Annotated in this window: 19 protein-coding genes and 1 tRNA gene; 8 read left to right on the top strand and 12 right to left on the bottom strand. The window is 67.2% G+C overall.

Annotated features, from left to right (window positions below):
* The first annotated feature begins 132 nt into the window (after positions 1-132).
* On the top strand, positions 133-2,397 hold the full coding sequence (locus tag HL653_RS21675; RefSeq protein ID WP_171746333.1) for an NADP-dependent malic enzyme: 2,265 nt from the start codon (positions 133-135) through the stop codon (positions 2,395-2,397).
* Positions 2,398-2,584: 187 nt separating this feature from the next.
* Here the strand turns inward: HL653_RS21675 and HL653_RS21670 are convergent, their stop codons facing one another.
* Positions 2,585-3,070, bottom strand: coding sequence for an outer membrane protein assembly factor BamE (locus HL653_RS21670; RefSeq protein ID WP_171746332.1), 486 nt, complete (start codon positions 3,068-3,070; stop codon positions 2,585-2,587).
* Positions 3,071-3,191: 121 nt separating this feature from the next.
* Between HL653_RS21670 and HL653_RS21665 the strand changes: the two genes are divergently transcribed.
* Entirely contained in the window at positions 3,192-3,719 is a 528-nt protein-coding gene (locus tag HL653_RS21665; RefSeq protein ID WP_253717254.1) for a ubiquinol-cytochrome C chaperone family protein, read from the top strand.
* A complete protein-coding gene (locus HL653_RS21660; protein WP_171746330.1) occupies positions 3,707-4,240 on the top strand; it encodes a DUF177 domain-containing protein in 534 nt (177 codons plus the stop codon). Before HL653_RS21665 ends, HL653_RS21660 begins: the two co-directional genes overlap by 13 nt.
* Before the next feature lie 56 nt (positions 4,241-4,296).
* Here the strand turns inward: HL653_RS21660 and ssb are convergent, their stop codons facing one another.
* The 8 genes from ssb to ftsE all read right to left on the bottom strand — a co-directional run bounded on the left by ssb (position 4,297) and on the right by ftsE (position 11,168).
* Complete coding sequence (gene ssb / locus HL653_RS21655) at positions 4,297-4,881, bottom strand: single-stranded DNA-binding protein (RefSeq protein WP_171746329.1); 585 nt, start codon at positions 4,879-4,881, stop codon at positions 4,297-4,299.
* A 178-nt stretch (positions 4,882-5,059) separates the two neighbouring features.
* Positions 5,060-6,922, bottom strand: a complete 1,863-nt coding sequence (locus HL653_RS21650) for a ferrous iron transporter B (protein ID WP_171746328.1) — start codon at positions 6,920-6,922, stop codon at positions 5,060-5,062.
* Positions 6,919-7,155 carry a FeoA family protein gene (locus tag HL653_RS21645; RefSeq protein ID WP_171746327.1) on the bottom strand — a complete coding sequence of 79 codons (237 nt, stop codon included), beginning with the start codon at positions 7,153-7,155 and terminating at the stop codon, positions 6,919-6,921. Before HL653_RS21645 ends, HL653_RS21650 begins: the two co-directional genes overlap by 4 nt.
* 205 nt (positions 7,156-7,360) lie before the next feature.
* Complete coding sequence (locus tag HL653_RS21640; RefSeq protein ID WP_171746326.1) at positions 7,361-8,032, bottom strand: COQ9 family protein; 672 nt, start codon at positions 8,030-8,032, stop codon at positions 7,361-7,363.
* Positions 8,029-8,955: a DMT family transporter gene (locus HL653_RS21635; protein WP_253717252.1), complete on the bottom strand. Its 927-nt coding sequence runs from the start codon at positions 8,953-8,955 to the stop codon at positions 8,029-8,031. The genes HL653_RS21640 and HL653_RS21635 overlap by 4 nt, the downstream gene beginning before the upstream one ends.
* 124 nt (positions 8,956-9,079) lie before the next feature.
* Entirely contained in the window at positions 9,080-9,607 is a 528-nt protein-coding gene (locus tag HL653_RS21630) for a YdcF family protein (RefSeq protein ID WP_171747190.1), read from the bottom strand.
* A complete protein-coding gene (locus HL653_RS21625) occupies positions 9,604-10,458 on the bottom strand; it encodes a cell division protein (protein ID WP_171746325.1) in 855 nt (284 codons plus the stop codon). The genes HL653_RS21630 and HL653_RS21625 overlap by 4 nt, the downstream gene beginning before the upstream one ends.
* Positions 10,455-11,168 carry a cell division ATP-binding protein FtsE gene (gene ftsE, locus HL653_RS21620; RefSeq protein ID WP_171747189.1) on the bottom strand — a complete coding sequence of 238 codons (714 nt, stop codon included), beginning with the start codon at positions 11,166-11,168 and terminating at the stop codon, positions 10,455-10,457. Before ftsE ends, HL653_RS21625 begins: the two co-directional genes overlap by 4 nt.
* 167 nt (positions 11,169-11,335) lie before the next feature.
* Between ftsE and HL653_RS21615 the strand changes: the two genes are divergently transcribed.
* Both HL653_RS21615 and HL653_RS21610 read left to right on the top strand, forming a co-directional pair.
* Positions 11,336-12,037, top strand: coding sequence for a zinc-ribbon domain-containing protein (locus HL653_RS21615; RefSeq protein WP_171746324.1), 702 nt, complete (start codon positions 11,336-11,338; stop codon positions 12,035-12,037).
* Positions 12,038-12,176: 139 nt separating this feature from the next.
* A tRNA-Leu gene (locus tag HL653_RS21610) sits at positions 12,177-12,263 on the top strand.
* 292 nt (positions 12,264-12,555) lie between these two features.
* On the opposite strand, the gene HL653_RS21605 is transcribed toward HL653_RS21610, so the two are convergent.
* Genes HL653_RS21605 through HL653_RS21595 form a run of 3 tightly spaced genes read right to left on the bottom strand, consistent with a single transcriptional unit; the run spans position 12,556 to position 15,156 of the window.
* Positions 12,556-14,226, bottom strand: a complete 1,671-nt coding sequence (locus tag HL653_RS21605; RefSeq protein ID WP_171746323.1) for a recombinase family protein — start codon at positions 14,224-14,226, stop codon at positions 12,556-12,558.
* Complete coding sequence (locus tag HL653_RS21600) at positions 14,219-14,638, bottom strand: DUF2924 domain-containing protein (protein WP_171746322.1); 420 nt, start codon at positions 14,636-14,638, stop codon at positions 14,219-14,221. Before HL653_RS21600 ends, HL653_RS21605 begins: the two co-directional genes overlap by 8 nt.
* Positions 14,638-15,156, bottom strand: coding sequence for a DUF3489 domain-containing protein (locus HL653_RS21595; protein WP_171746321.1), 519 nt, complete (start codon positions 15,154-15,156; stop codon positions 14,638-14,640). The genes HL653_RS21600 and HL653_RS21595 overlap by 1 nt, the downstream gene beginning before the upstream one ends.
* 234 nt (positions 15,157-15,390) lie before the next feature.
* Between HL653_RS21595 and HL653_RS21590 the strand changes: the two genes are divergently transcribed.
* From HL653_RS21590 to HL653_RS21580, 3 genes are all read left to right on the top strand, one after another.
* Positions 15,391-15,597, top strand: a complete 207-nt coding sequence (locus tag HL653_RS21590; protein ID WP_171746320.1) for a hypothetical protein — start codon at positions 15,391-15,393, stop codon at positions 15,595-15,597.
* Between the two features lie 431 nt (positions 15,598-16,028).
* Complete coding sequence (locus HL653_RS21585) at positions 16,029-17,351, top strand: AAA family ATPase (RefSeq protein ID WP_171746319.1); 1,323 nt, start codon at positions 16,029-16,031, stop codon at positions 17,349-17,351.
* Positions 17,348-18,100 carry a hypothetical protein gene (locus HL653_RS21580; RefSeq protein WP_171746318.1) on the top strand — a complete coding sequence of 251 codons (753 nt, stop codon included), beginning with the start codon at positions 17,348-17,350 and terminating at the stop codon, positions 18,098-18,100. The genes HL653_RS21585 and HL653_RS21580 overlap by 4 nt, the downstream gene beginning before the upstream one ends.

Here is an 18,100-nt window from a genome sequence, read left to right as displayed (position 1 = left end):
GAGCATAACGCCTCGGCCGGTCGCGCACCACCCAGGCAAGTCGCTGCCGGACAAGTTACGATCCGCATCGTTTGGCGGTTCCCTCATGGGGCTCAGCGGCTATAGGGCGGGGCTCGCAGACAGGAGTAACGCATGGCCGAGGGCAGCAACGTCGAATTTTCCGAGCGCGAGGCTCTGAACTTTCACTCGCAAGGGCGCCCCGGCAAGATCGAGATCGTCGCGTCGAAGCCGATGGCGACGCAGCGCGACCTGAGCCTCGCTTACTCGCCCGGCGTGGCCGTGCCGGTACGCGCGATCGCCGAAAATCCGGGCGCCGCGTTCGATTATACGGCCAAGGGCAATCTGGTCGCGGTGATCTCGAACGGCACCGCGATCCTCGGCCTCGGCAATCTCGGCGCGCTCGCCTCCAAGCCGGTGATGGAAGGCAAGGCGGTGCTGTTCAAGCGCTTCGCCGACGTCGACTCGATCGATATCGAGCTGGCGACCGAGGATGTGGACGCCTTCATCAACGCGGTCGCCCTGATGGAGCCGAGCTTCGGCGGCATCAATCTGGAGGACATCAAGGCCCCCGAATGCTTCGTGATCGAGCAGACGCTGCGCGAGCGCATGAACATTCCGGTGATGCACGATGACCAGCACGGCACCGCGATCATCACCGCCGCCGGCCTGATCAACGCCTGCTTCCTCACCGGGCGCGACATCCGCACCGTCAATGTCGTCGTGAACGGCGCGGGCGCGGCGGCGATCGCCTGCACCGAGCTGATCAAGGCGATGGGCGTGCCGAACGATCAGGTGCTGATGTGCGACCGCACCGGCGTGCTCCACAAGGGCCGCGACGACATCAACCAGTGGCAGTCGGCCCATGCCGCCAACACCGATCGGCGCACGCTGGAAGAGGCGCTCGTCGATGCGGACGTGTTCCTGGGCCTTTCGGCCGCAGGCGCGCTGCCGGCCGCCTATCTGAAGACGATGGCGCCCAAGCCGATCATCTTCGCGATGGCCAATCCCGATCCCGAGATCACGCCGCCGGAAGCCAAGGCGGCGCGGCCCGACTGCATCATCGCCACCGGCCGTTCGGACTATCCGAACCAGGTGAACAACGTGCTGGGCTTCCCGTTCATCTTCCGCGGCGCGCTGGACGTGCGCGCGACGACGATCAACGAGGAGATGAAGATCGCCGCCGCCCGCGCGCTGGCGGAACTGGCGCGGCAGCAGGTGCCGGAGGAAGTGGCGGCGGCCTATGGCGGCCGGGCGCCCTCGTTCGGCACCGATTACATCATCCCGGCGCCGTTCGATCCGCGCCTGATGGAGATCGTGCCCGCCGCCGTGGCGCAGGCCGCGATGACGACGGGCGTGGCGCGCAAGTCGATCGAGGACATGACCGCCTATCGCGACAGCCTGCGCGGCCGCCTGAACCCGACCACCTCGGTCCTGACGAGCGCCTATGCGGCGGCACGCGCCAATCCCAAGCGCGTGATCTTCGCAGAAGCGGAAGAGGAAGTGGTGCTGCGCGCCGCGATCGCCTTCCGCGAGGGCGGCTATGGCATCCCGGTGCTGGTCGGCCGCGACGGCGTGCCGGAGAAGCTCCGCGAGATGGGCATCACCAATCCCGAGGGCTTCGAACTGCACAACAGCCGCCACTCGCCGCTCGTGCCGCAGATGGTGGATTATCTGTACGGCCGGCTGCAGCGGCGCGGTTACCTGCGCCGCGAAGTGGAATCGATGGTCAATCAGGACCGCAACGTCTTCGGCGCGCTGCTGCTGGCGCTGGGCCAGGGCGATGCGATGATCACGGGCGTCACGCGCACCTATGCGCGCACGCTGCAGCAGGTGCGCCGCGTGATCGATCCGGTGAAGGGCCGCCGCCCGTGCGGCATCCACGTGCTGGTGGCGAAGAACCGCACCTTGTTCCTGTCGGACACGATGGTGACCGAGCGGCCCGAGCCCAAGGAGCTGGCGGCGATCGCGCAGCATACGGCCAATGTCGCCCGCAAGATGGGGCATGAGCCGCGCGTCGCGTTCCTTTCCTTCTCCACCTTTGGCAATCCGCACGGCACCTGGATCGACAATGTCCGCGACGCCATCGCCTTGCTGGATCAGGACAAGCCCGATTTCGAATATGAGGGCGATATCGCGCCCGACGTCGCGCTGAACGAGGACGTGATGAAGAATTATCCGTTCAGCCGCCTGTCCGGGCCGGCGAACGTGCTGATCATGCCGGGCCTTCAGTCGGCCAACATTTCGGCCAAGCTGCTGCGCGAGGTGGTGGGCGCCGATGCGATGATCGGGCCGATGCTGGTGGGCATGGAAAAGCCGGTGCAGATCGCGACCATGTCGTCGACCGCATCCGAACTGCTGACGCTGGCGGTGCTGGCGGGAGCGGGCATCGCCGTCTGACGGGCGGCATCGCGCAAGCCATCCTCTGAAAGATCGTCATCCCGGCGAAAGCCGGGATCCACATTACGGTTCGCTCAAAGGAGAGCGAGTCGCCGACATGGATCCCGGCTTTCGCCGGGATGACGTATATTGGGGGAGGCCGCTTCCGCCTCAGGCGATGCCAGCTCTTGCTGGCCTCACGCCCGGATCAACGGTTGGTGGGATTGTCCGCCGTGGGCGCGCGGGTGGCGTTCGCGCCGCCGGCACCGATATTGCCGAACAGATCGGCGAAGAAGCCGCGATTGCGGCCGAGCGTCGGCGTCTTCTTGCCATAGGGCGTGACGTTCGCGATCGTCTCGGTGCCCGTCTTCTTCACGTTGAGGACATCGCCGGTCTTGGTGAAGTGGACCGCGAGCAGCACCTGCTGCACCGGCTTCGGATTGGTGAAGGCGAACTGGCGCGTCTCGCGCGACAGATAATACCAGGTGGCGCCATCATCGAATTCGGACGCGAAGCTCGGGCGGCCGAGCGTCTTCATCACCGAATCGCGATTGTCGACTCCGGGCTGGACGCTCTCGACCAACGTCGAATCGACGACATAGCCCTTGTGGTCGCGAATGCGCGTGCAGCCCGAAAGGAGGACCGCACCAAGGCACAGGCCGACCATCAGGCGGCGCGATGCGAGGGTGGGCATTCAACTTCTCTCCCGTTGGGAACACCGGCAACCCGGCCGGGATTGCAACGGCGGGCGGGGGCCTCAATATGCGGGAGCCCGCGGTCAGGCAAGAACGGGCGATCGCAAAAGGGACGATGGATTGATCACGAAGCTGATTAGCCGCCTGATCGGGCGCGATCCGGAGCGGGATGCGCTCGTTCCGCTGTATCGCGCGGTCGTCTCCGCCGCCCGCCTTCCGGTCTGGTATCAGGCGGGCAAGGTGCCCGACACGATCGACGGCCGCTTCGACATGATCGCCACGATCCTGAGCCTCGTGCTGATCCGGCTGGAGCGCGAGGGCGATCGGGCGGTCGCCGCATCGGCGCGGCTGACGGAATTGTTCGTGGACGATATGGACGGCCAGCTGCGCCAGCAGGGCGTGGGCGACATCGTGGTGGGCAAGCATGTCGGCCGGATGATGGGCGCGCTGGGCGGCAGGCTCGGCGCGTTCCGCGACGGTTTGGCCTGGGAAGGCGATCTCGACGGGCCTATCGCGCGCAACCTGCTGCGCAGCGATGCGGCGGACCCGGCGGCGGTGGCGGTGCTGCGCCACGGGCTGGTTTCGCTGTATACGGCGCTGGAAGCGACGCCGGTGAACGAATTATTGGATGGTGCATGGCGGACGTGACTTCTGAATTTTCCCGGCCGGTGCGGCTGGACACGCTCGGCGAAGGCGCGCGCGCGCTGGCCGTGACGGCGAACGAGGCCGAGCGTGCGGCGCTGACGGCGCGCTTCCGCATCGTGGCGATCGGCCGGCTGGAGGCGGAGACGATGCTGACGCGCGTCGGCGAGGCGGTCGAGGTGTCCGGCCGGATCGTGGCCGACGTGGTGCAGGCGTGCGTGGCGAGCGGCGAGGATGTGCCGCAGGCGATCGACGAGCCCTTCACCCTGCGCTTCGTGCCCGAGCAGGCCGCGAATGGCGGCGACGAGGAAGTGGAGCTGGACGAGGGCGAACTGGACGAACTGTTCTACACGGGCGGCAGTATCGACGTGGGCGAGGCGGTGGCGCAGACGCTGGCGCTGGCGCTCGATCCCTATCCGCGCGCGGCCCATGCGGCGCAGGCGCTGAAAGCGGCAGGCGTGAAGAGCGAGGAGGAGGCCAAGCCCGCCGGCGCGCTGGCGGGCCTCAAGGACCTGCTGAAGAAGTGATGTGAGACCGTACCCCGGCTTTCGCCGGGGTACGGAAGCAAGGCGAACGCGTCTGCTTAGAACGGGACGTCGTCGTCCAGATCGCTGTCGAAGGGGGCCGGGCTCGGGCGTGCACCGCCCGCGTTTCCGCCGCCGCGCGCACCGCCGAAGCTGCCGCCGGCCGCGCCGCCGCCGAAGCCGCTTCCGCCGCCACTTGCGCCACCCTGACCATAGCCGCCGCCGAAATCGCCGCCGTCATCCTCGTTCCAGCCGCCGCGGCTGGCACCGCCGCCACCCTGGCCACCGCCCTGCGGGCCGTCGAGCATCACGAGCGTGCCGTTGAAGCCCTGCAGCACGATCTCGGTGGAATAGCGATCGGCGCCGCTCTGGTCCTGCCACTTCCGCGTCTGGAGCTGGCCCTCAATATAGACCTTGCTGCCCTTGCGCAGATAGCGCTCGGCGGTGTTGGCGAGGCCCTCGTTGAAGAGCTTCACCGTGTGCCACTCGGTCTTTTCCTTGCGCTCGCCGCTGCTGCGATCCTTCCACGTCTCCGACGTGGCGATGCGCAGTTCGACGACCTTGCCGCCATTCTGGAAGCTGCGCGATTCGGGATCGCGGCCCAGATTGCCGACCAGAATTACCTTGTTGACCGATCCGGCCATGTCTTTCCTCTCGATAGTCGGGTGAGAACGGACGGCAGGCGCCTGATCCGCGTCACCCCGGGCTCATCCCGGGGGCACCATGCGTGAAACTCGATCGGACGGACTGTGCCGCACGGTGGATGCCGGAACAAGTCCGGCATGAGGGCTTGACGCATCAAAGTCGGGGATAAGCGACGGGCTACAACCCCAGCGCGGTCGCCGTCCAGAAGGTCGCGCCCGCCGCCAGCCATGCCATGCCGAACAGATAGGCGAGCGTGAAGCTGGGCCACAGCCAGCCATTGGTCTCGCGGCGGATCACGGCGATGGTGGAGAGGCACTGGGGTGCGAACACGAACCAGGCGAGGAAGGCGAGGGCGGTGGGGAGCGACCAGGCGCCCTGCAGCCGCTCGGCCAGCTTCTTCTCGCCCTGCGTCTCGTCGCTGGCGCTGTCGATCGAATAGACCGTCTGGAGCGCCGACACGGCCACTTCGCGCGCGGCCATCGCGGGAATGATCGCCAGCGCCATATCGTGGCCGAAGCCGATCGGGCGGACGATGGGCTCCAGCGCGCTCGCGATGTGTCCGGCGATCGAATATTCGCTCTGCTTCATCGGGCTGCCGACCGGCACCTTCGGATAGGAGGTGAGCAGCCACAGCACCGCCGTGACGGTGAGGATCACCGTGCCCGCGCGCCGCATGAAGACGAAGGTGCGCTGCCACAGGCCGAGCAGCACGTCGCGCACCACCGGCAGCTGATAGCGCGGCAATTCCATCATGAAGCCGCCGCCGCCGCCTTTGGTGACGGTCCGCCGCAGCACGGCCGAGGCCGCCATCGCGCCGACGATGCCGGCGATATAGAGCCCGAACAGGACGAGCCCCTGCAGGCCGACGCCCGGCGCCACGTCGCGCGCCGGAATGAAGGCGCCGATGATCAATGCATAAACGGGCAGGCGCGCCGAGCAGGTCATCAGCGGCGCGATCAGGATCGTCGTCAGGCGATCGCGCGGATCGTCGATCGCGCGCGTCGCCATGATGCCGGGGATGGCGCAGGCGAACGACGAGAGGAGCGGGATGAAGGCGCGACCGGACAGGCCCACGCTCGCCATCAGCCGGTCCATCAGGAAGGCCGCGCGGACCATATAGCCCGACGCCTCCAGCACGAGGATGAAGGCGAACAGGACGAGGATCTGCGGCAGGAAGGCGACGACCGAGCCGACGCCGTTGATCACGCCTTCCACCAGCAGATCGCGCAGGAACATGTCCGGCAGATGCGCGACGGCCTGGGCCGCGAGCCATTCCTGCAGCGCGGCCAGCCAGTCGATCGGCGCCTGACTCCAGGAGAAGACCGCCTGGAACATCACGAACATCAGCACCGCCAGCAGGATCGGCCCGGCGACGGGATGGAGCGCGACGCGATCGAAGCGCTCGGTCCAGCGGGTGGCGATCGGGCGCTGGACGGTCGCGGCGCGCGCGATCTGGCGGGCGCGCCGCTGCAGGCTGGTGATGTCGGTTTCGGGAAGGACCGGCGGCACCACCGCGCGGCCGCCGCCGGCGCTCGCGCGGCCGATCGCGTCCTTCAGGTCCTCCAGCCCGCGCTTGCGGACGGCGACGGTGGCGACGACGGGCACGCCCAGCTCGGCCGAAAGGCGCGCGATATCGATCTGCGTGCCGTCGCGCTCGGCCATGTCGATCATGTTGAGCGCCACCACGGTGGGCAGCCCCAAAGCGATCAGCTGGAGCGCGAAGCGGAGGTGATTGTCGAGATTGGTGGCGTCGACCACGACGACCATCGCATTGGGGCGGCGCTCGCCATCCTGCGTGCCGATCAGCACGTCGCGCGTCACCGCCTCGTCGGGGCTCGACGGATCGAGGCTGTAGGTGCCGGGCAGATCGAGCATCTCGATCGGGCGGCCGTCGTCGAGCGCCATCCGGCCCGATTTCCGTTCGACCGTGACGCCGGGATAATTGCCGACCTTCTGGCGCGCGCCCGTCAGCGCATTGAACAGCGCGCTCTTGCCCGCATTGGGATTGCCGACGAGGGCGACGAGGGGGGCGGGCGTCATGCCGGCGTCACCGTGACGGCATTGGCCACGACCTTGCGAAGCGCGATCGTCATCTTACCGACGCGCACCGCGATCGGATCGAGGCCGACGGGACCGCGATGAAGCGTCTCGATCGTCACGCCCTCGTCGAAACCCAGCTCGCGCAGGCGGCGCGCGGCCTTGTCGTCCAGCGCATCCCAATCGATCGCGGCGATATGGGTGGCACGGCGCGGGGGGAGCTCATCGAGACGCATGGCGGCGACATAGGGCTGTTGCGACTGATTATCAATTACGTCGCGTTCGGTTCGGCGCGGAAGAGTCTGTTTGCGAAATGCGAGGAAGATCGCATTTCGAGGCGGCACCAGCCCGCTCCCCCACCCGACCTCCCACAGAATATCCTGGATGGGAGGTCGGGTGGGGGAGCGGGCTGGTGCCGTCATGCGCCGAATAGGCGCACCATCACCGCGCCCGATAGCGCAGGCGGCCGATGAAGCGGGCGGGGCTGAAATGCATGTCCGGATCGGGGCGGAGCTGCGCCTTGAACTTTTCGAATCGCATCACGCCCGCGATGCGGCGGGCGAGGAAGGCGCGCGTTTCGGCCATGTCCTCGCTCTCGTCGTCGAGGAAGACGAGCAGGGTGGAGACATAGACGGCGCCCAGCGTGGTGCGCTTCGAATAATGGGCGAAGCCGGTGGCGTCGTCGCCCGCCAGCCGCCACATCGCATCGGCCGCGCGCCAGCCGAGTGTGGTCGCGGTCGCGACGTTGGTGGGCAGAGCGAGGATGGCGAGCGCGCGGCGCAGCGCCTCGCGGTGCGGGGCCGCGATGGTGAGGCGGGCGAGCAGGATGTTCGTGATCCGGTCGCGGATCTTCATCGCGGCCAGCTGCGAGGGGGTGAAGCTGGCGACCATGCCGGCATCGATGCTGGCGAACCAGGCGTCGATCATGTCGACCGCACCGCCCGGAATGGCGAGGCGCGCGCGATCGGGCGGCACGCCGAGCCCGGTGGCGGCGGCGGCGAGCGCGGCCTCGCTCCAGCCATCGAACGCGGCCTCCTGGGGCAGGAGCGGGCCGAGGGCGGCGCGCAGCTCGTCCAGCGTCATGTCGAGGGGGGCGATGGCGGAGTCGGTCATGGCGCGGAATTTAGGCTCCGTGGTGCGTCGGGCAAGGGCTTGCGCTGTTTCTCCCGCGCCAGAATCACCGCGATCGCGATGCCGATCGCGCCGATCGCGTCGGCGATGGTCAGCACCTCTCCATAGGCGATCCAGCCCACGGCGGCGGAGACGATGGGCTGGGTCAGCAGCATCAGGCCGATCAGGAGCGGGCGCACTCGGCCGACGGCGAACAGGATCAGTCCCTGGCCGACGATCTGGCTGCCCACCGCCAGCAGCACCATCGGCCACCAGCTTTGCGGCCAGACCGTCTCGCCCAGCCCGAGCGCGAACAGCAGCAGCACGGGCGTGCCGGCGACGGCCGAGACGGTGAGGGTGGAGACGGGCGGCAGCAGGCCGCGCGCGCGATCCAGCATGATCAGATAGAGCGTGTAGCAGATACCCGCGCCGATGCAGAGCAGATCGCCGAGCAGATTGCGGCTGGACAGCTCGTAGGAACGGCCGGCCAGCAGCGCCACACCCGCCGCCGCGAGGAGCAGGGCGAGCCACTGGCGCGGGCGTGGCCAGGCGCGCGCGACGAGGAAGCCGTAGAGCGGGAAGAGCAGGGCGGTGACGTTGCCGAACAGGGTGGAGTTGGCGAGCCGCGTATGAAGGATGCCGACATGCCAGAGGCCGAGATCGGCGGCGAAGGCGAGGCCGCCCGCGCCGACGATGGCCCACGCCCGGGGTGGCGCATGCGGCGGGAAATGATCGATCCGGCGCGCGGCGATCAGCAGCACCGGCAGCGCGAGCGCGAGCCGCCAGAAGCCCGCCGCGACCGGCCCGATCCCGCCTTCGCTCTGAGACAGGCGCACGAGCCACGGGCCGAGCGCCAGCACGACGTTGGCGACCAGCAGCGCGAGGATGGGCAGGACGCGAGAGGGCTCTGTGCGCGAATCGGTCACCCATGAGCCTTTAACGGGAAGGCGGGCCGTGCGTTAGGTTGGATGGGAACAGACCCCATCTCACGCATCCATGCTCTCGCGAAAGCGGGAGCCCAGAGCGTCGGAGACGCGACTGCGCCGCCGCTCAGCGCCCGATCAGCGTGGCGCCCCGGCGGAGCAGATATTTATTATATTCGCGCACCAGAGCGAGCAGGTTCGGCGTGCTGGGGATCGCATCGGGCAGCATCACCACGTCGCGCGGCATCTGCTGCTCCAGCTCCAGCCGGGCGCGGCGCATGTGCCAGTCGGTCGTGACCAGCCGGATCGTGTGGAAGCGATAGGAACTGACCCACGCCGCCGCCTCGTCCGCATTGGTGCGCGTATCGACCGCGTCCGCGCCGAGATCGATGCGCGAGAGCAAGGCGTGGGGGAAGCGATTGATCGTGGCGAGTTCGGCGGGGCGAACCTGCCGGTCGACACCGGAGACGAGCATGCGCTTCGCCCGGCCCGCCTCCAGCAGCTGCACGCCGCGCTGGACGCGGCCGGGGCCGCCCGTCAGCACGACGATCCCGTCCGTCACGCGATCGTCGGCCGGGTGCGGCAGCGTGGTCGCGAACAGCGCGAAGCCGAGCGCCCAGAACAGCAGGAGGGTGGCGATCAGGCGGATCATCAGATGGCTCGCCGCAACTGGCGGAGGATCGTGAGGCGCGTCGCCAGCAAGGCGGCCGCGGCAAGGAGCAGAGGCAGCACCGCCAGCAGGCCCCAGTCGGCGAGGGGCAGGCGCTGCGCGGCATCCCCCCCGTTGAGCGCGCCCAGCTGTGTGCTGACCAGCACGATCACGCCCACGGCCGGAACCAGCCCGATCGTGGCGCCGGCCAGCGCATCCAGCGCCGTGCGCCGCTCGACCAGCCGGGCGAGCTGCATGTCGGTGGCGCCGAGGCCGTGGAGCGTCTCGATCGTGCCGGCGTGGGCGGCGAGCGCGGCGCGCGCGACCAGCACCGTCACCAGCATCGCGACCGCGCCCGCCAGCAGCAGCACCGCCAGCGACAGCCGGCGCAGCGCCGCAATCAGGCCGAGCAGCGGCGTCAGCGCGCCGCCTTCCGAATCCACCTCGGCGGAGTCGATCGACGTCAGCGCCGCGCGCACCGCCGCGATCCCGCCGCCGGGCGGCAGGTCCGCATCGATCAAAGCGGGCAGCGCCAGATCCGCGCCCGGCCCCAGATACGGCGCGACGAGGCGGCGCACCTCGGCCTGGTTCACGCGCCGGGCGTTCAGCGCGAGGCGATCATCCTTCAGGATGGCGAGCGCGCGGGCGGCGGCGGCCTCGCGCCGGGGCTGATCGGCCTCGGCGATCGAGATCGTGATGCGCCCCGCCGCCGTTTGCCCCACCGTATCCGCGCTGCGGCCGAGCGCGAGCGCGGCGGCGGCGGCCAGCGCCATCAGGAACGCGACCGCCGCGATCAGCCACGGCAAGGCGCTGCGCCGGCCGGGGCGCGGCAGCAGATCGGTGGGCAGCACGCTCATCGATAGGCCCGGCGCGGGGCGGCGGGGCGGCGCAGCAGGCCGGACGGATCCTCGATCGTACCGCCGCCCAGTCGCAGCGTGAGCGCGGACGGGAAGCGCGAGGCCAGCGGCAGATCGTGCGTGGCGACCAGCACGGTCGTGCCCAGCCGGTGCAGCCCTTCGAACAACTGGAACAGGCGCTCGGCCATTTCGGGATCGACATTGCCGGTCGGTTCGTCCGCGACGATCAGATCGGGCCGGCCGACCACGGCGCGGGCGATGGCGACGCGCTGCTGTTCGCCGCCCGAGAGCGTGGGCGGCCGCGCCTCCGCGCGCGCGCTGAGGCCCACCCAGTCGAGCATCTCGTTGACGCTGGCGCACACGGCCGCGTCGTCCTGCCCCATGATCCGGAGCGGCAGCGCGACATTTTCGAACGCGGTCAGGTGCGGCACGAGCCGGAAATCCTGATAGACCACGCCCACGCGTCGCCGCACCATCGGCAGCGCCTCGCGCGGGAGCGTGACGACATCCTCGCCGAACAGGCGGATGATGCCGCGGCTGGGCCGCTGCGCCAGCGTGATCAGGCGCAACAGGGACGTCTTGCCCGCGCCGGACGCGCCCGTGAGGAAGTGAAACGATCCGGGCGCGAGCGAAAAGGTGAGATTCGACAGGGTCTCGGCCCCGGTGCCGTATCGCAGGCCGACATTCTCGAAGTGGACGATCCCGGACATCGCGATCGACCATTGCAGGCGCGCGGGCGGCGGGCAAGCGCGCGGGGTCGCCATTCGGGCCGCTTGCCGCAGATACCGGCGCATCCAATTGGGAGTGCCCGATTCCTGATCGGAAGGCGCGCGCTTCGTGCTTCCACCGCACCCGATCAGGCACTAACGACAGGAGCATGCGGATCACCTGCCCGAATTGCTCCAGTGGTTATGACGTGCCCGACGATGCGATCGGGCCTGCGGGACGAAAGGTGCGCTGTCGCGCCTGCGGCTCCAGCTGGATGCAGGCGGGAATGGACGCGGGCGCGTCCGCGTCGGCGGTGTCGTCGGTCGCGCCGAAGCCGGAGGCGGCGAGCGCATCGGTTGCCGCGCCGGCGACCGTGGACGCCGCGCCCTCCGAGCCGGCCGCGCACGTCCCGTTCGAGCCCGTCGCGCCCCCCCGCAGGCGGCGCGGGGGCATCAAGGGGCCGCTGGTCGCGCTGGGCCTCGTCTTCCTCGTGCTGCTGCTGGGTGGCGCGATCGCGCTGATCACCTTCGGTCCCAATCAGGTGGCGACCGGGCTCGGCCTGTCCGATCGGCGCGTGCCGCTGGGCATCGCGATCACCAAGCAGCCCGACTGGCGCATGATCGCCGGAGGGAGCGAGTTGTTCGCGGTCTCCGGGCGGATCTGGAACCCGACGCAGACGGAGCAGCCCGTGCCCGATATCCGCGCCGAGCTGAAGGATGCGGCGGGCAAGACCGTCTATGCCTGGACGATCACGCGCCCGCAGGCGCGGCTGGGCGCGGGCAAGAGCATCGATTTCGATGCCGCCGCCGTCGACGTGCCGCGCAGCTCCTCCAAGATCGCCGTCAGCTTCGCGGGGACGGGCGGGAACTGAGAGCCTGTCTCCGACGTGCGCGGAGAAAGACGCACTTCTCAAACAAGAAGCGAAGCGAGCGGTTGCGGACCCGGAAAAGCCCTGCTAGGGGCTCGCGCCTGCCAGCGCCCCGGAGCTTCCGGGGCATTCTTCTCGATGTGCGGTCGTGGCGGAACTGGTAGACGCGCAACGTTGAGGTCGTTGTGGCCGAAAGGCCGTGGAAGTTCGAGTCTTCTCGACCGCACCATTCAGTCCGAAGGGGCTGATCCAATTGAGAAAGAGGTCAGGGTTGCGGGGATTTATCCCCGCAATTCCGGCGCTTTGCCGATATGCGGAGTGTGCTCTGAGGCGGTGTTGGTCTCTGTTAGGCGGCCATTCCGGTGGCATTCTCGCCTGTGTCTCTAGGGCCGGTTTTCCTGACCTCAGTCCTGGCCCTTGAGGCGGGGAGAAGACCTCGTGACTGCATGGCCGGCATACTGACCAGAGCCGGAAACAAAAAAGCCCGCGCGAGGCGGGCTTCGATCCACTTGGCGCTTCGGTCAGAGCAACCCGAGCTGCCTGCGCTGGTCTGCCCACCCGGATGCAAGCTCCCTGTCGAGCAGCAGGGCGGTGGTGAGGTTGGCCGGTGCAACGCCCTTTACGATCGCCGTCGTGATGTCTGGCGCGAGCCATGCGATCCGCAGCAGCTTGGTGAGCCGCTTCCGGCACCGCCCAGCGCCGCTGGCAATCGCCATCAGCGACTGTCCCGGCGATGCGAGGACGAGTGCCAACGCCTCCTGGGCCTCAGCGAGCAACCCGACCAGCTTTTCATCCCGCATGGTTTGAGTGGGCGGTGGTGCATCCGCGCTCGCGATCACCAGCCGCAGTTCGTGTCCTCGGCGGACGCGTTGGATGGGTGCATCAAGCGTGAGAAACTCAGCGGCTTCTGCAGACGCCTCGATACCCAATGCCCCCAGCAGCGCACTTTCGTCGATGCGGATACTGATTCGAGCTTCCTCCAGGTCGATGGCTGCTACGCCGAATTCCTTCAGCCGGGATAGAAGCCTGGCATCGTCAGCAGCCTGTATCGCTGCCCGGACGGCGCTTTCCATCCTTGCGGGATCGACCCGGATGACCATCCGGGCGATCCGATTGCGGTCGAGCAATAGCGCCCGAACACGATCGCGGACCAGCTGCTCCAAGTCATGGGCGGAAGTTCGCCACGCTGGCTGCTCTGCAGATGCGTCCCGGCTCACATAATAGCGATACCGCCTGCTGCCCTTGCTGGTGTGGGTGGACGTCATCGGTCGGCCAAGTCCATCATGGAGCAATCCAAGCAAATGCGACGTCCGCTCTTGCTGGGTCTTCGAGATGGCACCCGGTCCTCGTTCTGCGAGCTTTGCCTGGACCGCATTCCACAAAGGCTCGTCGATGATGGCAGGATGCTCACCGGGATGCGCATCACCCTTGTGGACGATGTCGCCGCGATAGATGCGGTTGGCGAGGAGATGATAGAGCGTGCCGCGTCGAAACGGGCAGCCGCCCCGGTGCGGGCCACTCGCCCGGTTCTGGATCTTCGTCCGATAGCCATCGCGATTAAGTTCAGCGGCAAGCTCACTGACCGAGCGGACGGTGAGATAGCGCTCGAAGATGTGCCGGACCAGCGAGGCCTCTGCTTCGTTGACCACCAGCTTACGGTCCTGGACATCATAGCCCAGCGGCACCGGCCCGCCCATCCACAGGCCCTTGCGCTTGGAGGCGGCGATCTTGTCGCGGATGCGCTCACCGGTCACCTCGCGCTCGAACTGTGCGAACGACAGGAGCATGTTCAGTGTCAGCCGTCCCATGCTGGTCGTCGTGTTGAAGGCCTGGGTGACCGACACAAAGCTGGCTTTGGCGTCGTCCAGCACCTCGACGATCTTGGCAAAGTCGGAAAGGCTGCGGGTCAACCGGTCGACCTTGTAGATGACGATCGTATCGACGCGCCCGGCTGCCACGTCTGCCAGCAGCCGTTGCAGGCCAGGGCGTTCCATATTGCCGCCCGAAAAGCCACCGTCATCATAGCGGTTGGGAACCAGCGTCCAGCATTCCTGACGCTGGCTCAGGATATAGGCGGCACAGGCATCATATTGAGCATCGAGGCTGTTATAATCTTGCTCGAGCCCATCCTCGGTCGACTTGCGTGTATAGATCGCCGCGCGGACCCTGGCGACCGATGCGGCCTTACGCACGGGCGGTGATGCCGAAGAAGCGTGGTCCTGACCAATGGGCTCCGGTCACGGTCTTGGCGATGCCGCTGAGCGATGCATAAAGCTGTCCGTCGAACAGGAAACCTTTCTCTTCCACCTGCACCGAAATGGTCCGCCCCTGCCATTCGCGGACGAGCAGGGTCCCCGGCCGCAGGTCCGGGGCTACGGGTCGCGTCGGCGCGGGCTCGCCAGCCGCGATCCGCTGCAGTTCGCGCCGGATAGAAGCTGGCAGGCCGCCATGCTTTGCCTCTTGGAGACGCCAGGCGATGCCCATGCGGAGGAGGGCAGGGGAGAGAAGCGGCGGCGCGTTGCCATAGGCCTCGGCCCATGCGGCTTGCAGGGCGGCTGGAGACAGCGTCTCCAGCCGGAAGATCTGATCATCAAGGCGAGCCATCAGGCGGCGACCTTCAGCGAGTAGCAGGTGGTCTCGCCGCGCTTGCCGCGGGCGATGTGGTGGCCCTTCTTGCGCAGGCCGGTCAGCGCAGCCCGCGTCGTATGGGGAAGCCAGCCAGTGGCGGTGGCGAGTTCTTCCAGCGTTGCACCGTCATCTCGGCGGAGCATGTCGAGGACCATGCCGGTCTTGGTCGATGCCTTAGGCTCTGTGGGCGAGGCCGCCTTCACGTCGGCTACATTCTCTTCGTCTGAACCCTGCAGGGGCTCCGCGCCGATGGCCTCCCGACCAGCGTCTGTGATGAAGGCGCCATAATGGGTGTCACCGTCTTCGCGCCAGGCAAGGCCAATGGCTGTTACGACGCTTTCGCTGACGAGCCCGTTCTTGATGAGCGGTGGGATCGAGCGGCGGATGCGGACGGCCTGACCGCCGATGGTCTCGGGTGGGGGCAGGAGACTGCCGTCACCGCGCTGGGCAGCCGTGGTGAGCAGGACGAGCTGGAGATCGCTGGGTCGAAACATAAAGGTGGCTCCTTGTCCGGAGCAGCGCCGTGCCGCTCCCACCACCCAGAGCCCCGCGGATCGTCCGCGGGGCGCTTGCCGCGTCGGTCAGCGCCGCGGCTCCCGGACACCCATGCTCGGTTCGGACACGAAGTCGAATGGAATGTGGCAGCGCCGGGCGATTTCGTGAGGGACCCAAAGCTGCGTCTGGACTTCGTCTCGGGGTCGTCGCGTCGTGAGGCAGAGGAGACTGCCGTGGACGAAGACGACGCTGAGCTGATCACCCGACTTTGCACGCGTGCGGGGATGATCATGGAAGATACCAGCCTGCTGGCCGTGACGATGATCGGACGGGACGAAGGAGCGCGTACACCGTCATTGATCACATTGTCTGGCGCTGCCTTCACGATACAGGCGTTGATAGCAGCAGCCGTTGCTCTGGATCAGCACGTCAGGAAGTGAGCATCAATTGCATCGAACGCCAAACGCTAATGGGTTGTCCGTAACGGTGATCGACGGGTGGAGAACGGAATGGCCGGTTTGGAGCAATGATCTGAGGTAAGCGGACGTTCGTTGGCCCCTCTTGTAGAGGCAGCTTCGCGCCTCAATTGCGTACATGTACGCCGCACGCTTCGCCTTCTGCGAGCAATCGGTCCGCTCTGCGCACTTGTGCCGACGCGGGCGCCGGCAAAACGAAGTGCAACTTCTACTTGGCACCCGGCGATGGGATCAAAGTCTGCTGAGGATTGAGCACTGGGCGGACAACATGGGCGATTGCGCCCGTAAAGGCCGGGCCATAATCTCATGGTCCGTCCGGGCATCGCCCGCGTGTTGTTTTATCGCCGAGACATGAGATGCGTCGTTCGAGCCAACCCGTCTATTTCACGCGCCTCGTGCTGGAAAATGTCCGGTCGTTCGGGGCGCCCCAGTGCCTCGACCTGCTCGACGAGCACGGCCGCCCCGCGCAATGGACCTTGATCCTCGGCGACAATGGCGTCGGCAAGACTACCCTACTCCAGTGCCTCGCGCGTATGCGCCCGGTTCTCAACGAGATGCCCGACGAAGGGCATAGCCTTGCCCAGCCAGTTGAACCCGAATTGGTGCGCGAGGAGGATAACGCGATCCTCAAAGCGCTGACCCGCTCGGGCACCGACGGCACGGTGCGTCTGAGCGCTGACCTTGTCGCAGGCGCCACCTTCGACGGTGCGAGCCGCCGTAAACTGCGCGCGATCAGCACCTCTGTCGAGATCACGCGCTCGAAAGGGCGCATCCGCGACGTCAATCCGCAAGCCAGTTTCGAAGGAAAGGCCGTCGAACCGCTGGTGCTCGCTTATGGCGCGGGGCGGCATCGCGGTGCCGGCAACCTCGAACGCGCCTCGGACGGCGCGACCGACTCGCTGTTCGATGCCGCCGCCGAACTGTTCGATCCCGAGGAAACCCTCTCGCGGCTCGATTATCTTCGGCTCAAGAAGCGGCCCAACGCCAAAGAGCAACTGGCGAGCTTAAAGGCGATGCTTGCCGAGATCCTCCCCTATATCGACGGACCCGACGCGATCGACATAAGAGGGCCGCGCTTGCCCGGATCGGCGGATGAGGATGGCGGCGTATGGATCAGGACCCCGTTCGGTACCGTGCCGATGGGAAGCCTCAGCCTCGGCTATCAGACCGTGCTTGCCTGGACCGCCGATATCGCCTGGCGGCTGCTCAATCACTATCCCGACTGCTCCAATCCGCTGGTCGAGCCGGCAATCGTAATCGTCGACGAGATCGACCTCCACCTTCACCCGCAATGGCAGCGCGCGATGCGCGCGCATCTCACCCAGCATTTTCCGGCGGTTCAATTCATCGCTACCGCGCACAGCCCGCTCATGGCGCAGGATGCGCTGGAGACCAATCTCGCGGTGCTCCACGACGATGACGGCGAGGCGCGGATCGTTAGCGACCCATCGGTCGTCAAAAGCTGGCGGCTCGACCAGATCCTCACCAGCGAATTGTTCGGGCTGCCGTCGGCTCGCCCGCAACCGGTCGAGACCATGCTTCTGCGCCGTACCGAACTTACGCTGAAGAAGAAGCCAACCGATGCGGAACGTGCCGAACTCGCCCGGCTCAACGCCGAGGTACATGGACTACCCACCGCCGAGCGATCCGAGGACGAAAAGGCGATGGACATTATCCGTCGCGCCGCAGCGCTCGTGGAGTCTGGCAAAGCCTCATGATCCTCGTCGCCAAGCCAAACGCTCCCGCTAAGCTCGCCGAATTCGCCGATCTCACTGCTGGGCATTGCGCCGCGCACGATGCTGATCGGGCGCGCTATGACCGAGGCGACACGACGTTCGAGATCCTCTCGGCCAATTACGGTCATGCCGACGTCAAGGATGTGCTACGCAACGCCCAGCACAGCAAATGCTGTTTCTGCGAAGGTATGTTCGAAGCCAATGCCGCTGCCGACGTCGAACATTATCGCCCGAAGAAATATTCGCAACAGGGCCGCAGACAGCCCAAGGTCTATCCGGGTTATTATTGGCGCGGCTATGCGTGGGACAATCTCTTCTACTGCTGTCAGGTTTGCAACCGCAGCCACAAGAAGAATTTCTTTCCCCTGCGTGATCCGACGACAAGGGTGCGTCATCATGGCGGCGATCTCACGGGCGAAGCGCCGCTGCTCCTCAACCCTGCCGGGCCCGCCGATCCGCGCGACCATATCTTTTTCAACAACGAAATCGCGGTGGGCGGCACCGACGAAGGCGTCGCCACGGTCGACTATTGCGGCCTGAACCGGCTCCCCCTGATCGAAGCCCGACTCGAACATTTCAAGCGGCTCGAGACATTGCGGCACGTTGCGGCGCTACAAGCAACGTCGCCCGATGTCGAAGCGGTCATTCTCGAGGCTCAGACCTATCTGGCCGCTGCGGTCCTGCCGGCCGCGAAGTTCAGCGCGATGGCGCAGGACGCGCTGGCGGCCTGA

The sequence above is a fragment of the Sphingomonas sp. AP4-R1 genome (genome assembly GCF_013113735.1).
Classification (GTDB): domain Bacteria; phylum Pseudomonadota; class Alphaproteobacteria; order Sphingomonadales; family Sphingomonadaceae; genus Sphingomonas_I.
This window is presented reverse-complemented; position numbering and strand designations above follow the sequence as displayed.

Excerpts from the sequence above, each read along its gene's own strand:
- HL653_RS21675 (WP_171746333.1), top strand. The coding sequence starts at position 133 with ATGGCCGAGGGCAGCAACGTCGAATTTTCCGAGCGCGAGGCTCTGAAC.
- HL653_RS21670 (WP_171746332.1), bottom strand. The coding sequence starts at position 3,070 with ATGCCCACCCTCGCATCGCGCCGCCTGATGGTCGGCCTGTGCCTTGGT.
- HL653_RS21660 (WP_171746330.1), top strand. The coding sequence starts at position 3,707 with ATGGCGGACGTGACTTCTGAATTTTCCCGGCCGGTGCGGCTGGACACG.
- ssb (WP_171746329.1), bottom strand. The coding sequence starts at position 4,881 with ATGGCCGGATCGGTCAACAAGGTAATTCTGGTCGGCAATCTGGGCCGC.
- HL653_RS21650 (WP_171746328.1), bottom strand. The coding sequence starts at position 6,922 with ATGACGCCCGCCCCCCTCGTCGCCCTCGTCGGCAATCCCAATGCGGGC.
- HL653_RS21645 (WP_171746327.1), bottom strand. The coding sequence starts at position 7,155 with ATGCGTCTCGATGAGCTCCCCCCGCGCCGTGCCACCCATATCGCCGCG.
- HL653_RS21640 (WP_171746326.1), bottom strand. The coding sequence starts at position 8,032 with ATGACCGACTCCGCCATCGCCCCCCTCGACATGACGCTGGACGAGCTG.
- HL653_RS21625 (WP_171746325.1), bottom strand. The coding sequence starts at position 10,458 with ATGAGCGTGCTGCCCACCGATCTGCTGCCGCGCCCCGGCCGGCGCAGC.
- ftsE (WP_171747189.1), bottom strand. The coding sequence starts at position 11,168 with ATGTCCGGGATCGTCCACTTCGAGAATGTCGGCCTGCGATACGGCACC.
- HL653_RS21615 (WP_171746324.1), top strand. The coding sequence starts at position 11,336 with ATGCGGATCACCTGCCCGAATTGCTCCAGTGGTTATGACGTGCCCGAC.
- HL653_RS21600 (WP_171746322.1), bottom strand. The coding sequence starts at position 14,638 with ATGGCTCGCCTTGATGATCAGATCTTCCGGCTGGAGACGCTGTCTCCA.
- HL653_RS21595 (WP_171746321.1), bottom strand. The coding sequence starts at position 15,156 with ATGTTTCGACCCAGCGATCTCCAGCTCGTCCTGCTCACCACGGCTGCC.
- HL653_RS21580 (WP_171746318.1), top strand. The coding sequence starts at position 17,348 with ATGATCCTCGTCGCCAAGCCAAACGCTCCCGCTAAGCTCGCCGAATTC.